This is a genomic window from Lacibacter sp. MH-610 (assembly GCF_045780045.1).
Lineage (GTDB): Bacteria > Bacteroidota > Bacteroidia > Chitinophagales > Chitinophagaceae > Lacibacter.
The window spans coordinates 2,287,871-2,301,540 of the sequence record NZ_CP116002.1; the positions used below are offsets into that span (position 1 = coordinate 2,287,871).

At 41.3% G+C, this 13,670-nt stretch carries 14 protein-coding genes; 7 read left to right on the plus strand and 7 right to left on the minus strand.

Features of this window, described 5'->3' with window-relative positions; all coding sequences use genetic code 11:
• The first annotated feature begins 13 nt into the window (after window positions 1–13).
• The 4 genes from PDL71_RS10505 to PDL71_RS10520 all read left to right on the plus strand — a co-directional run bounded on the left by PDL71_RS10505 (window position 14) and on the right by PDL71_RS10520 (window position 2,680).
• Window positions 14–523, plus strand: a complete 510-nt coding sequence (locus tag PDL71_RS10505) for a hypothetical protein (RefSeq protein ID WP_407520729.1) — start codon at window positions 14–16, stop codon at window positions 521–523.
• 4 nt (window positions 524–527) lie between these two features.
• Window positions 528–1,682 carry an acyl-CoA dehydrogenase gene (locus tag PDL71_RS10510; protein WP_407520731.1) on the plus strand — a complete coding sequence of 385 codons (1,155 nt, stop codon included), beginning with the start codon at window positions 528–530 and terminating at the stop codon, window positions 1,680–1,682.
• A gap of 174 nt (window positions 1,683–1,856) precedes the next feature.
• On the plus strand, window positions 1,857–2,540 hold the full coding sequence (locus PDL71_RS10515) for a YggS family pyridoxal phosphate-dependent enzyme (protein ID WP_407520733.1): 684 nt from the start codon (window positions 1,857–1,859) through the stop codon (window positions 2,538–2,540).
• Entirely contained in the window at window positions 2,537–2,680 is a 144-nt protein-coding gene (locus tag PDL71_RS10520; protein WP_407520735.1) for a hypothetical protein, read from the plus strand. The genes PDL71_RS10515 and PDL71_RS10520 overlap by 4 nt, the downstream gene beginning before the upstream one ends.
• A 104-nt stretch (window positions 2,681–2,784) precedes the next feature.
• Here the strand turns inward: PDL71_RS10520 and PDL71_RS10525 are convergent, their stop codons facing one another.
• A complete protein-coding gene (locus PDL71_RS10525; RefSeq protein ID WP_407520737.1) occupies window positions 2,785–3,726 on the minus strand; it encodes a hypothetical protein in 942 nt (313 codons plus the stop codon).
• Window positions 3,727–3,728: 2 nt separating this feature from the next.
• Window positions 3,729–4,895: a hypothetical protein gene (locus PDL71_RS10530; protein ID WP_407520739.1), complete on the minus strand. Its 1,167-nt coding sequence runs from the start codon at window positions 4,893–4,895 to the stop codon at window positions 3,729–3,731.
• Between the two features lie 168 nt (window positions 4,896–5,063).
• Here PDL71_RS10530 and PDL71_RS10535 point away from each other — a divergent pair, with 168 nt between their 5' ends.
• Entirely contained in the window at window positions 5,064–6,086 is a 1,023-nt protein-coding gene (locus tag PDL71_RS10535; protein WP_407520741.1) for a sensor histidine kinase, read from the plus strand.
• On the plus strand, window positions 6,086–6,814 hold the full coding sequence (locus PDL71_RS10540; RefSeq protein WP_407520743.1) for a LytR/AlgR family response regulator transcription factor: 729 nt from the start codon (window positions 6,086–6,088) through the stop codon (window positions 6,812–6,814). The genes PDL71_RS10535 and PDL71_RS10540 overlap by 1 nt, the downstream gene beginning before the upstream one ends.
• A gap of 78 nt (window positions 6,815–6,892) precedes the next feature.
• Here PDL71_RS10540 and PDL71_RS10545 read toward each other — a convergent pair whose 3' ends face one another.
• The 4 genes from PDL71_RS10545 to PDL71_RS10560 form a co-directional block, all read right to left on the minus strand.
• Window positions 6,893–8,179, minus strand: coding sequence for an amidohydrolase (locus PDL71_RS10545; protein WP_407520745.1), 1,287 nt, complete (start codon window positions 8,177–8,179; stop codon window positions 6,893–6,895).
• Window positions 8,180–8,258: 79 nt separating this feature from the next.
• Entirely contained in the window at window positions 8,259–8,702 is a 444-nt protein-coding gene (locus PDL71_RS10550; protein ID WP_407520747.1) for a pyridoxamine 5'-phosphate oxidase family protein, read from the minus strand.
• A 78-nt stretch (window positions 8,703–8,780) separates the two neighbouring features.
• Window positions 8,781–10,343, minus strand: a complete 1,563-nt coding sequence (locus tag PDL71_RS10555) for a methylmalonyl-CoA mutase (RefSeq protein WP_407520749.1) — start codon at window positions 10,341–10,343, stop codon at window positions 8,781–8,783.
• 81 nt (window positions 10,344–10,424) lie between these two features.
• Window positions 10,425–11,060: a hypothetical protein gene (locus tag PDL71_RS10560; protein WP_407520751.1), complete on the minus strand. Its 636-nt coding sequence runs from the start codon at window positions 11,058–11,060 to the stop codon at window positions 10,425–10,427.
• 1 nt (window position 11,061) lies between these two features.
• Here PDL71_RS10560 and PDL71_RS10565 point away from each other — a divergent pair, with 1 nt between their 5' ends.
• Complete coding sequence (locus tag PDL71_RS10565) at window positions 11,062–11,403, plus strand: HesB/IscA family protein (RefSeq protein ID WP_407520753.1); 342 nt, start codon at window positions 11,062–11,064, stop codon at window positions 11,401–11,403.
• Window positions 11,404–11,442: 39 nt separating this feature from the next.
• Here PDL71_RS10565 and PDL71_RS10570 read toward each other — a convergent pair whose 3' ends face one another.
• Window positions 11,443–13,665, minus strand: a complete 2,223-nt coding sequence (locus tag PDL71_RS10570; protein ID WP_407520755.1) for a TonB-dependent receptor — start codon at window positions 13,663–13,665, stop codon at window positions 11,443–11,445.
• Window positions 13,666–13,670: the final 5 nt, after the last annotated feature.

Below are 13,670 nucleotides of genomic sequence, written 5' to 3' on the forward strand. Positions count from 1 at the left end.
ATACCGAACCTGTTTGGTTGCTACTGCTGCTTTTTTAAGAAAGGCAGCAGAAGGTATTTTCTTGCGCAGGTCTCCCGACCTGTGCATCGGTGTCACTTGTGCTTTTAGTTTGAGGCAGTTTGATTTTTTCAAGAGAAGTAACGGGAAGGCACAGGTCGGGAGACCTGCGCCAGTTAGTGTTAGTTTTATAGATACGAGCTTCGTATCCCTGAAATTCCCGTTGGTGAAAACACACAACGGGGGCGATGTGCTTTTATTTAACTTTTGTTCATTATTCGGCTGTGAGGGAACACCAACAAGGGCGAAAAAACAACCAACCGAAAAAAAATGTAGAATAGAATTAGGAAAGTACAAGAGTGCGACGCAACAGCAGCCTTATAGTAGCACCAACCTCTGTTACATAAAAATGTATTTCTTTTTTCTGCATTTCCCGGCAGCCCCTTCGTGCCTCAGGGTGACAAAAACCAATACTACCGCCCGTTCGTTAAATCCTTTCAACCCTTATCTTTGCGGCAAATTTTAACGATATGCAGTTTACACTCACAGAGGAGCAGTTGATGATTCAGAAAGCGGCCCGTGATTTTGCCCAAACAGAATGTTTACCCGGCGTTATTGAACGGGATGAGCATCAGAAATTTCCCAAGGAACAGATTTCCAAACTGGCCGACCTCGGCTTTATGGGGATGATGGTAAAACCTGAATACGGCGGCGCCGGTATGGATACGGTGAGCTATGTGCTGGCCATGGAAGAGATCAGCAAGATTGACGCCAGTGTGAGTGTGTGCATGAGTGTGAACAACAGTCTTGTGTGCTACGGTCTGCAGGAGTTTGGCAGTGAAGAACAAAAACAAAAGTATTTAACACCGCTGGCGCAGGGTAAGAAAGATGGTGAATTGTACATCGGTGCCTTTTTATTGAGTGAACCTGAGGCGGGCAGTGATGCCACCAGTCAGCGTACCACGGCTGAAGATAAGGGTGATCATTATATTCTCAACGGTACCAAGAACTGGATTACCAATGGTTCCAGTGCTTCTGTGTATTTAGTAATGGCGCAGACAGATGCGGCGAAAGGAAGCAAGGGCATCAACACCTTTATTGTAGAAAAGAACTGGCCCGGTGTAAGTGTGGGTGCCAAAGAAAACAAACTCGGCATTCGTGGCAGTGATACACACAGCATCTCCTTCCAGGATGTAAAAGTTCCGAAAGAGAACAGGATTGGTGCTGATGGTTTCGGTTTTACTTTTGCCATGAAAACATTGGCCGGCGGACGAATTGGTATTGCGGCGCAGGCATTGGGTATTGCCAGTGGTGCTTATGAACTGGCGCTCAAATATTCCAAAGAGCGGAAAGCGTTTGGAAAAGAAATTATGCATCACCAGGCCATTCAGTTTAAGCTGGCTGATATGGCAACGAAAATTGAAGCAGCCCGTTTACTTTGTTTAAAGGCAGCCTGGGAAAAAGACAATCATATTGATTATACCTTGAGTTCTTCTATGGCGAAAGTATTTGCGAGTGAAACTGCGATGTGGACGGCTACAGAAGCAGTACAGGTGCATGGTGGTTATGGTTATGTAAAAGAATTTCATGTGGAGCGTTTGATGCGTGATGCCAAGATTACACAGATTTATGAAGGTACGAGTGAGGTGCAGAGGATTGTGATTGGTCGTTCCATTTTAAAGTAATGTGCAGATGTACAGATTTGCGAATGTGCTGATTGGAAAACGGTCAGCACATTTTTATTGCGTGAATTTTGTTTCTTCTTTGTGTTCTTAGTGGTTAAGGTTTTTTTACCACAAAGGGCACGGAGGGTTTTCACAGAGGTCACAAAGAGAAGAAGTTTATAATATTTTTGAACCATGGCAGTAAACAAAGAAGCATACATACAAATTAAGAAAGAGCTGGAAGCAAAGAACGTAACATTGGTAGCGGTAAGTAAAACCAAACCTGCAAGTGATATACTGGAATTATACGAATTAGGTCAGCGTGACTTTGGTGAGAACTATGTGCAGGAGCTGATGGAGAAAGCAGAACAATTGCCGAATGATATCCGCTGGCATTTTATCGGTCACCTGCAAAGCAATAAGGTGAAATACATTGCACCGTTTGTGCATTTGATCCATGGTGTTGACAGTGAAAAGCTGCTGAAAGAAATCAATAAGCAGGCGGCTAAACTCAACCAGACGATTGATGTGCTCTTGCAGATTCATATTGCCAAAGAAGAAACCAAGTTTGGGTTGGATGAGGAAGAATTGAATATACTTATCAACACGAATGGAAGCGGATTACACGAATTGAAAAATGTAAAAATCTGCGGGTTGATGGGCATGGCAAGTTTTAGTGAAGACCTGGATTTGGTAAGAAGAGAGTTTGAGTTCTTAAAGAATCTGTTTGATAAGTACGCCAATCTTCAAATTTCAAATTTGAAATTTCAAATCCTTTCTATGGGCATGAGCAGTGATTATCAAATAGCGATTGAAGAGGGTAGTACAATGGTAAGGATTGGCAGTTTGTTGTTTGGAGCGAGAAATTATGTGAAATGAGAAAGCAAACAAACCATACAGGTGCTTTCAGACAAATATTGATATTATTTGTCATTATTTCATGGGGTCGCATTTCTTTATTTTATAATTACAGGTACATCAGGAAGATTCTTTCAGGTAAATACGTATGGCATGGCTAGCACAGGTATTGTAAATTCATTTACAACGTTCATTGCAGCAATATTCTTTTCAATCATTCTTCTTTTGGATTTTATTTATTCCAGGAAGAAGTAATTGATTCTTTTTAAGTGTACTTCACCGGTTTCTTCCTGAATAAAAAATATAAGAATACCAGAATGCCGCTGATGATGAGCAGCGGTATGAGGTACACTTCAAAAGCATGATCTTTGACGATCTGTTTTCGCTCGGCAGCTGAAATTTTATTCACCCTTACTTCATTTTTGGAATTATACTCCAGTACATAAAAATCGCCCTTGGGTGTTATCAGGCCTCCGCTTGGTTTCCAGTCACCGGTGGATTTATAGATGATGTTGGTTAATTTCTTTTTGGTTATCTGCACAATCACATTACCGGTTGCTGCATACACATTGTCTTTATTATCACTCCAGATACTCATGATGTAATGAGTGCCATTGCCCGGCAGATCAGTCATTACTTGTTCACTTATGGACTTTACAAACAGTTGCAGTGTATCACCGGAGGGTATGCAATACAAATCATCTTTATTGCTGAAGTACAAACTTCCTTTAGGTGAAATATGCAAACGGCCGATACTGCTGAGAGATGCCTGCCCGAGAAGAATCTTCTTTCCACTGATTTCCAGCATCCAGAATTTAGAGGGAATATCTTTTTCCACCCAATATTTGTTACCAACTATATCTCTCACAAAGCTTTCCTCCGCAAAACCGGCGGTGCTGTCTTTGATTTTGATAACAGACCCGTCAGGATTTCGTTTCCATAAATAGTGCCCCCATGTATTCAACTGCTCCCCATTGTACCAAAGATGTTCGCCAAACAATTCATCGTTGGGGCTCATGTACAGTTCATGTGTATGCACATTGGGTACAGCGATGGTTTTAATGCCATCAGGTTTGAGTAGCCACACATTGACTAAGTCTGTATAAAAAACATTGCCTTTGCTGTCTGTTACAATCCCAACACCGGGATCAGCTTTGGCTGCTGTTAGTACAAAAAGAAAACAAAGCGCCGGTATGATTGATTTCATTATTAATGATTTGATGCAGTTGCAGGTTGTAAACTTAAAAGAATTTTTGCAACGGAAGAATGGCTGTAAGGAAGATTCACCCACTTGTTCACTACTTTCCTTCGTTGATAAGTCATAACAGTATTCGTTACAGCCGGATTGATGTGATACAGCTCACAGTTTTCATCCACCGGTGAACTTACCCATAGCATGGCAACATTTTTTAAATTTTGTTCTTCGCACCAGCGCATGATTTTCTTTCTTAATACTTCCTGGCTTTTAGCATCATTCTCTTTATAAGCCGGATTCATGTACACAAGAAATGCCCGGAAATTTTTGGGGCCTCTTTGCTGCATTTCTTTTTCAAGTAATAGTGCAAATGTTTTCAACGTGTCCAGGCTGGTGTGATTGAACCACACCATCACACCTTGACCATAACCGTATTTGCACATGGGGCAGGCATCACGGCCTTTATCAGCACCGCTTAAATGAATGGGATCAAAAGCCGGGCAGTTATCATCCCGCTCCAGTCCGCTTTGCAATCCGGTTTTGGTTTGCGGATAACCGGGAATATTTCTGCCGAGATAAATATTTCTCGTAGCATGGTGCATTCCGTTTTTAAATTCTGTTACCAATACACCGTTACCACCACGGAGTTCCATCCGTTTACGCAGTTCGCCGTTTAAGAATTTATCGTTATCAAACGTATAGTCATCAATATAATATTCTGTAAAACCTTCTTCCTTAATGGTGGGGTGAATATGTTTTTCAATAGTGCTGTTAGGATAGGATGCCGGTATGAGCGTATAAAATTTATATTCACCTTTGGCATTGGTACGTACCCATCCACGGATATAGCCATGCCTTTTACCCCAACCTTTATCGCCTTTTGAGTATAAACCTTTCTGATCTGTATGATACACATATAACACTACATTGGGAGCAGGAGTTAAACCATCTGCTTTGTACACAACACCACTCACCACCAGTTTGGGACCCGGCTCTTGAAAATCTGGTAAGGTATCAATGTGATTGAGTTTTGAAAATGGAACCGGACATTCATAAATCGCTTCACAGCCTTCGCAACCGCCACCTACAGGTTTGTCTTTGGGATTGGGTTTGTTAGATTGTGTACAGGCAACAAACGGCATCAGCCCGCAAAACACAGCAATGAAGATGATGGATTTCATATTTCTATTATTTTATTCCAAAATTGACAACCATTCATCGTTGCTGCAAATTCATTACACCAGTTGCAGGCATTTTTTGATGAACAGCAGGGGTGCCATTCGTCAGCATAAAGCAGCAGAAGGTGTAATGCTTTTTATGTGCTGATTGTTGTACATTTATTTTGAGCCATGCATAACGCTTCCTTCTTCATACGTTACAAGCTGCATCACCTGCTGATCTGGTTGCTCATTTTCGGCACCTGGTTCTTTTTGCGTTATGAAGATTTTTCTTTGCCTGCCACTGCGTTTAAAATTACATTGGTGAAAGTGGTGGACCTGGCATTGATGGTGTACCTCACCAATTACTTGTTGATTCCGAAACTATTGTACAAAAAGAAATACATCCTGTTTGCGCTTGCGTTTATTGTATTGATTACTACCAGCAGCCTGGTGAAGATGAATGTGCTGGGCCGTATCATGAACAACCCCAACCTGTTGAGTTTTAGTGGTAACTGGAAAGCACGTATATACGATAATGTGATTCCGCATTTCTTTCTCGTATTAGCGGGTGTTGCATTTAAATTGATGTTTGACTTTATTGAAATGCAGAAGAAGATGGCGGAGATGGCCAAAGAAAAAGCGGAGGCGGAATTGAGTTTTTTAAAATCACAGATCAATCCGCATTTTCTGTTCAACTCGCTCAATGCCGTTTATTTTTTGATTGACAAAGAAAACAAAGAGGCAAGAGAAGCCTTACATCGTTTTTCTGAAATGTTACGTTATCAATTGTACGAAGCAGGCGGTAACAAAATACCGATTGAAAAAGAAATAGATTTTCTGAAGGATTATGTACATCTGCAAAAGCTGCGTAAGGATGAAAACTATAAAGTGGAGTTCAATACTTCGGCTGAAGTAAAAGGTTTCAGCATTGAACCGTTACTCCTTCTTTCATTTGTGGAGAATGCCTTCAAACATATTTCTCACAAACAGGATGCAGAAAACTTTGTAAACATTCACCTGCACCGCAGCAACGGACAAATGCTTTTTGATGTGACCAATTCAAAAGAGGAACAGCTTAATGCAGAAATGCCGGGCGGAATCGGTTTAAAAAATGTGCAGCGGCGTTTGGAATTGTTATATCCCGGTAAGTATGAATTGCAGATTGAAAATAAGCCGGAAATTTTCAAAGTTCATTTAAAACTGAAACTCTGATGAAGTTGCAAACAATCATCATTGATGATGAACCGCTGGCCCGCAAAGGGTTGAAAGAATATATTGCTGATGTTGACTTTCTGCAATTAGCCGGCGAGTTTGACAGTCCGCTCAAAGCAATGGATGTACTTAGCAGGGGAGAAGTGCAACTTTTATTACTGGATATACAAATGCCAAAAATAACCGGGCTTGATTTTATGAAATCATTTCAACAGACGTTACCGGTTATTTTTACAACAGCCTATCCCCAATATGCACTGGAGGGTTTTGAGCTGAATGCACTGGACTACCTGGTGAAACCCATTTCCTTTGACCGGTTTTTAAAAGCAGCACTCAAAGCCAAAGAGTATTATGAGTTGCGGCAGCAAAACAAACAAATGCAAACAGGAGTTGATGTGCAAAAAGATTTTTTTATCAAAGCGGATAATCAACTGGTGCGGATCGCTTTTGATGAGTTATTGTTTGTAGAAGCGTTGCAGAACTATGTGTGTATTCATACGGCTGCGAAGAAATACATCAGCTATTTAACCATGCGTTCTGTGGAAGAATATCTGCCTGCATCTCAGTTCATCAAAACCCATAAATCCTTTATTGTAAATGCGGCAAAAATTGAATCCATTGAAGGGAATGAAATACGTATAGGAGCCCATCGCATCCCCATCAGCCGTAGTGAAAAAGAAGAAGTGATGGAACAATTGCTGAAGAATAAGTTTTTAAAACGGTATTGAAAAAACCTCACAGTTTTTTTGCCTGTGAGGTTTTGTTATCATTTGGTCTGACGGCCTAAGGGCCGTACCGACCAATGCTTACTTCTTCACCTTTGCATAATCAAACACAATATTGCAGAAAGCTTTCACGCCTACATCCAACTGGCTGTCGTCAATATAAAAATCAGGTGTGTGATGATTGGTTGCCGGACCGCCTTTCTTCATGCCACCTACATTAAAAAAGAAAGCAGGAGCTTTTTCGCCAAAGAACGAAAAGTCTTCAGCGCCTGTTGTCCATACACCTTCAAATACGTTTCCTTTTCCGGCTGCATTTTCAAGTGAAGGCAACATCATTTTCACCAATTCGGGTGTATTGTAAGTAACCAATGTTTTGTTTATGATCTCCACTTCGGCAGTAGCGCCATTAGCTTCAGCAATTTTTGTTGCTGTTGTTTTGATTCTTTCCCATACTTCTTTTTGCATCTTACTATCCAATGTACGGATGGTTCCGCTAAAATTTACTTCTTCAGGAATTACATTTTCACGCACGCCACCCTGGAACTTTCCAACAGTGATCACCACCGGTGCTTTGGTTAAATCAGCATTACGGCTCACAATGGTCTGCAACCCGTTAATGATTTGTGCCGAAATCATAATAGGATCAATACCCGACCAAGGTGCAGAACCATGGGCACCTTTACCTTTTACTTTTACAGTAAACCAATCACTGCTGGCCATAAAAGCACCGTTCTTGTATTGAATTTTTCCAACTTCAACATCTGCATCAATATGAATACCAAAGATGGCATCCACTTTTGGATTCTCCATCACGCCTTCTTTTACCATCAAAGGAGCACCACCTTCTTCATTACCGGGCGGACCTTCTTCTGCCGGCTGAAAAATAAATTTTACGGTGCCCGGTACATCTTTCTTCATGCCGGCCAATATTTCTGCAGTACCCATCAGCATCGCTACATGACTATCGTGTCCGCAAGCATGCATCACGGGAACCTGGTTGCCTAAGTAATCTGCCATTACATTTGATTTAAAAGGAATGTCCACTCTTTCTTTAATCGGTAATGCATCAATATCGGCACGCAGGGCTACTACAGGACCGGGTTTACCACCTTTTAAAATAGCAACAACCCCTGTTTTGGCTACACCAGTTGTAACTTCTAATCCCAAACTTTTTAAATGGGCAGCGATATATTCCATCGTTTTAAATTCACGGTTGCCCAGTTCAGGATTTTGATGAATATGCCTGCGCCATTCAATTACTTTGGGAAGAATGGCTTTTGCTTTGGCTTCAATCAGTTGTTGTGTGGTTTGTGCAGATGTTACGATACCTGCCAGAACAGGAATGAGAAGTAGACCAATTCGTTTCATTTCAATGTTGATTTGCGGAAAGATAATTAAAAAATAAAAGCAGGCATGGCCCGCTTCCTATTGCTTTCAATGAAATGCTTTAACGCTCCCAAAGTAATTTCTTTCCAAACACAAGCGTGTTATCAGTAAACTTGATATGCTCCAGTTCAATCATCCAGATATCGCCCCTGAAAATGCCGGCAACAGGATATTTTTTCAGGTAAGCTTCTTTTGCTTTTTTACCTGTTTCACCTTCAGCTTTCATAAAAGTGCCGGTAAACTGAATGCCTTGTGGTTTTGCTTTTACAATCTTATCAGGCAAAATAGTACCTGCTATTTTGTTGTTTTGCAGCGCCTCTTCAATATGGCGGGTGTCGCTGTCACTTTTAAAAGCAATAAAGGCTTCACCTTCTACATACGCATAATAACAACTGGCGCTGTAAGGTTGATTGCCTACAGAAGTAGCTATGGAAACTACAGAGTTTGACAGCAAAAAGGCAATGATTTTCTCATCGGGCTGTATGGTGGGTGCAGTATGTGCCATATAAATTGTTTATGTAAAACTATAAAACGGTTTCTTCCTTTCTTTGATTTCTATCAGAACTTATCCTGATTGTGATGTTTATTTATACTCTCCGAAGATACTTCGCAGTTCATCCGCTATCTCACCCAGTGTACATTTATTTTCCACAGCTTCAATAACGGCGGGCATCAGGTTGGTGCCGTTCACAGCACAGTCATTGATCTGCTGCAAACATTGATCTACTTTGGCAGCATCCCTGTTGCTGCGTAATTGTTTTAATTTTTCTGTTTGCAATTGACGGATACTGTCATCAATTTTCAAAAGCGGTGTATTGTTCTGTTCTTCTACCTGGAATTTATTGACACCCACAATAATCTTATTTCCATTTTCAATTTCCCGCTGGTATTCATAAGCACTTCTTGCAATTTCATCCTGTATAAAACCCTGTTCAATAGCGCTTACGCTGCCACCCATGGCATCAATTTTTGCAATCAGCTCCCATGCTTTGGTTTCTACTTCGTTTGTAAGTGCTTCAACAAAATAACTTCCTGCCAATGGATCAACCGTATCAGGAGCACCGCTTTCAAAACCAACTATCTGCTGTGTACGTAATGCAATACGGGCTGCTTCTTCTGTAGGCAGACTTAATGCTTCATCATAACCATTGGTATGTAATGATTGTGTGCCGCCTAATACCGCAGCTAATGTTTGCACCGTTACCCTTGCTATGTTATTCAAAGGTTGTTGTGCAGTTAAAGTACTGCCGCCTGTTTGCGTATGAAAACGAAGCATCATGGCTTTAGGATCAGTAGCACCAAGTTCTTTCATCATCTTCGCCCACATTCTGCGTGCTGCTCTGAACTTAGCTACTTCTTCAAACAAATTATTATGTGCATTAAAAAAGAAGGAGAGACGCTTGCCGAATACATTAATATCAAGTCCTTTTTCCAACGCAGCTTTTACATAGGCCTTACCATTTGAAAGTGTAAATGCTACTTCCTGCACAGCAGTGCTTCCTGCTTCACGGATATGATAGCCGCTGATGGAAATTGTATTCCACTTAGGCAATTCTTTACTGCACCATTCAAAAATATCTGTGATGATGCGCATGCTGGGTTTGGGAGGATAGATGTAAGTGCCTCTTGCAGCATATTCTTTTAAAATATCATTCTGAATGGTACCTGCAATCTTTTTTAAATCAGCGCCCTGTTGTTTGGCCAATGCTACGTAAAAAGCCAGCAGAATAAAACCCGTTGCATTAATGGTCATACTGGTAGAAACATCTTCCAGTTTAATTCCTTTAAAAAGGGTTTGCATATCCTCGATGCTGTCAATGGCCACGCCTACTTTTCCTACTTCACCTTCACTTAATGCATGATCACTGTCGTAACCGATCTGTGTAGGTAAATCAAATGCCACACTCAAACCCATTACACCCTGGCTCAACAAATAATGATAACGTTTATTACTTTCTTCGGCTGTTGAAAAACCGGCGTATTGCCGCATTGTCCATAATTTTCCACGGTACATATCCGGCTGCACACCACGGGTAAAAGGAAATTGTCCCGGTTGTTCGGGAACAGTTGCGGAAGCATCAGCGGATGTATAAAGCGTTTTTATTTCAATGCCTGAATCAGTATAAATCTTTTTTTCATCTGCCATAAAGAAATATTAAACCGTGTAAAGTTAAACGCTGCTGAAAATTTAAAGTGATGGTTTCATCAACTGAATAACTGATATTCATTAGCCCTGTATGAGTTCCTTTGCTTCTTTACGCAGCAGGGCAGAAACTACCGGTTGCAGGGAAGCATTTTCATCGGCCGCCAGTAATTCAGCTACTTTTTTACCCAGCTCAAGCGCAGGTGCATCAGGAGAAATCATGGCAGAGAGTTGATTGATGATAAAAATGTTCTGCTCTTTTAAATTACTCACTGCATCCCAAGCTTTGGCAGAAACATAAAGCTGCTGACTCACATTGTACTCAAACTCGCTGCGGATGGTTTGTATTAACTGCTGCTGCATTTGTGCAGCATTGGTATTGTTTACATCAAAACGGCTCAACAGGTTTTGTAAGCCCATACGTTCGGTTAAAATAATCAGTCGTTCATAAGCCTGCAATTGCAACCGTAACATTTCAGGATTGGCAGATGGTTTACGAACCGTGTTTTGAACGGCAGGGTTGCTTTGCATTTGCCGGGCTTCCAGCTCCGCCTGTTGCTGTAACTCCTTACGGCCTTTTACCCGCAGGTACCAACCTAAACCAATAAAGAGTACTGCCGTAGCGCCAAAAAGATAATAATAGATAGCATCCATAGTACGCAAATGTAAGTGCTGTAAACCATTCGCCCAATCAGTTGTTATTTCATAAATTTGCAGCATTATGGTACAAACATCACTTACAGCACCGGTTTCCTTTACAAAATCTGCCATTGAAGAATTGAAAAGAGTGGTTGCTGCTGACAGCAGCGGTAAATACCTGCGTGTAGGTGCCAAAGGCGGCGGCTGCTCCGGACTGAGCTATGTGCTGGAGATGGATGACCGCACGGAAAACGATGAGATGTATGAAGTGGAAGGCGTTCCCTTTATCATGGATAAAAATCACGGGCTTTACCTCTACGGTATGGAAATTAACTGGGATAATGGTTTAAACAACCGTGGCTTTACCTTCACCAATCCCAATGCCAGCAAAACCTGTGGTTGCGGCAGCAGCTTTGCAGTGTAATTACCGGAACCGTTTTTCTCTGATTTTTACTTTATCCTTTTAAAAGAAGAAACTGATTCTTGCCTTTGCAAAGAAAGGAACGCCCGGGGTAAAATGAAGTTCTGTTACAGGTGCCGCTTCATTTTTTAAACGACTGGTTGTTTCAAACTGTGCTTCATTCCATTTTGCATTCAGCAGGTTTTCTACAATCAAACCAAATTCAAATTTCTTCGTAGTGTAATTGACAGCAAAATCTGTTACAAAATATCCATCCGCTATAACAGAGTTGTCATTATTGGCCGGACGGTCTTTCATATAACGGTAACGGAGACTGCTGTTCCATCCTTTTTTACTCATGTAACTGATGCCGCCAATACTTGTAACAGATGGAGCAAGCGGAATATAATTTTCGCCTTTTGCACTTTCAATATCTCTTGCTTTTGCAAGGTTGAGGTTGGCATCAATCATCCAGTGACTGTTGAACTGGTATCTTGCTGATACATCCAGGCCAAGTCTTCTTGTGCGCCCCCCGGCTTCTACAACCGCTTCATCGCCCACATAAATAAATTCCTGTTGGAGAAAGAGATACCAGGCAGCAGCTGTAAGCACCAGGTTTTGAACAGGTTTCATAGTAGCGCCAAAGTCAGCACCATAAGCGGCAGGTAAAATTTGCCGGCTGTTGTTTTGCAATAGCACTCTTGTATCATTACTATGAAAGCCTCTGCCTGTTTTTAAAAACAATTGCAGGTTTTTGTGATGATTGTAGTAGAAATTAAGTTTTGGGCTGATGATACTTTTTTGTACACTGCCGGTACTTTGTGTAAGCGCATCTTCATAGTTAAAGAAAAAAAGATCAGTTCGTAACCCGGGGTTGATGATGAATTTTCCGGTTTCAATCATTTGATTGAAATACACAAAAGCATTTGTTTCATGAATATTACCAAGGGCTTTGGATTCCAGCAATATTGTTTTGCTCAGCGTGCGGGATAATTCTGAATTGTTTGTAAGATCTGATCTTAAACCCCATCCAAGTGTTGATTGTACGGGAACAGCTCCTTTGCTTTTATTGAACTGAATCGAAGCATTGTAACCAAAGAGTTGTCGTGCTTCTTTCTGGCGGATCTGATCTCCATTAACAGAATCAACAAGGAAAAAAGTAAAGTTGGAAAACAGATCAAACCGGTAATGGGAGTAATAGAGCTGATTACTCAAAGTGCTGTTCCAGAATTTTGTTTTTAAACGAAGACTCAGATTTGTTCTTCCGGTAGAGCCGCCTTCTGTATCATCAATAGCACCAAAACGGTTAATGAGTCCGGTTTCAACAGCACGTAAAGGAATTTGTCCACTGGCATTCCATTTGCTGTTGAAATTTGAAGCAATGATCTGCAGTTGATTATTCGTATTGAGCTGCTGGTTGTATTTAGCAAAAAAGTTGAAGCGGTTAAACTGTTGCGGACTTTGAAACGGGCCGTTACTGAACAGGTACTCTGAAGCAAAGTAGGCACTTTTGTTTTCTTTGTTCAATAGCTGAATAAAAGCTGCCGTACGCAGTGTTTGAAACTGACCGGCCTCTGCTACTATTGAATTCTTTTCAAGTTTATTGACGGTTTCAAAAGAAACATAACCTGCCGTACTGAAGTTTCCCTGTTGTGCTTCGTAAGGGCCCGTTCCGTATTGCAGTTGTTTAACAGTTTCAGGTATGAGAAAATGTAAATCAGCATAGCCTTGGCCATGTGCATGGCTCACCATGTTCACCGGTAATCCATCTACTGAAATGGCCACATCTGTTCCGTGATCAATATCAAATCCTCTTAAGAAAATCTGTTCAGCCTTGCCGCCACCCTGGTGCTGGGCAATAAACAATCCCGGTACGTAGCGAAGCAACTCCTGTGCAGATTTTGCAGGTCTTAGTTTAAGATCAATCTTACTTACTGTATTCATTGCAGGATGAATAGTACCGGGCGCCGCAATAATAATTTCTTGAAGGTTTACACCTGCTGCCTGAAGTTTAATATCTGTAACACGGTTGTTTTGCAGCACTGCTTCCGTAGCTTCATAACCGATACCAGTAATGTAAACAAGGGCTTCGTTTTCTGTTGTAGTAATGTAGATCATCCCTTCTTTATCAGAAAGTGCATATTTAGAACCTTCGTATCGTGCAACAGCAGCTTCTACCGGCTCACCGGTATTTTTATCAAGAATGCGTGCACTGATATTGTTCTGGGCATGAACGAACCGTACAGAACTGAACAGGATCAACAGCAGTATGCAAATCTTTTTCATGTGGC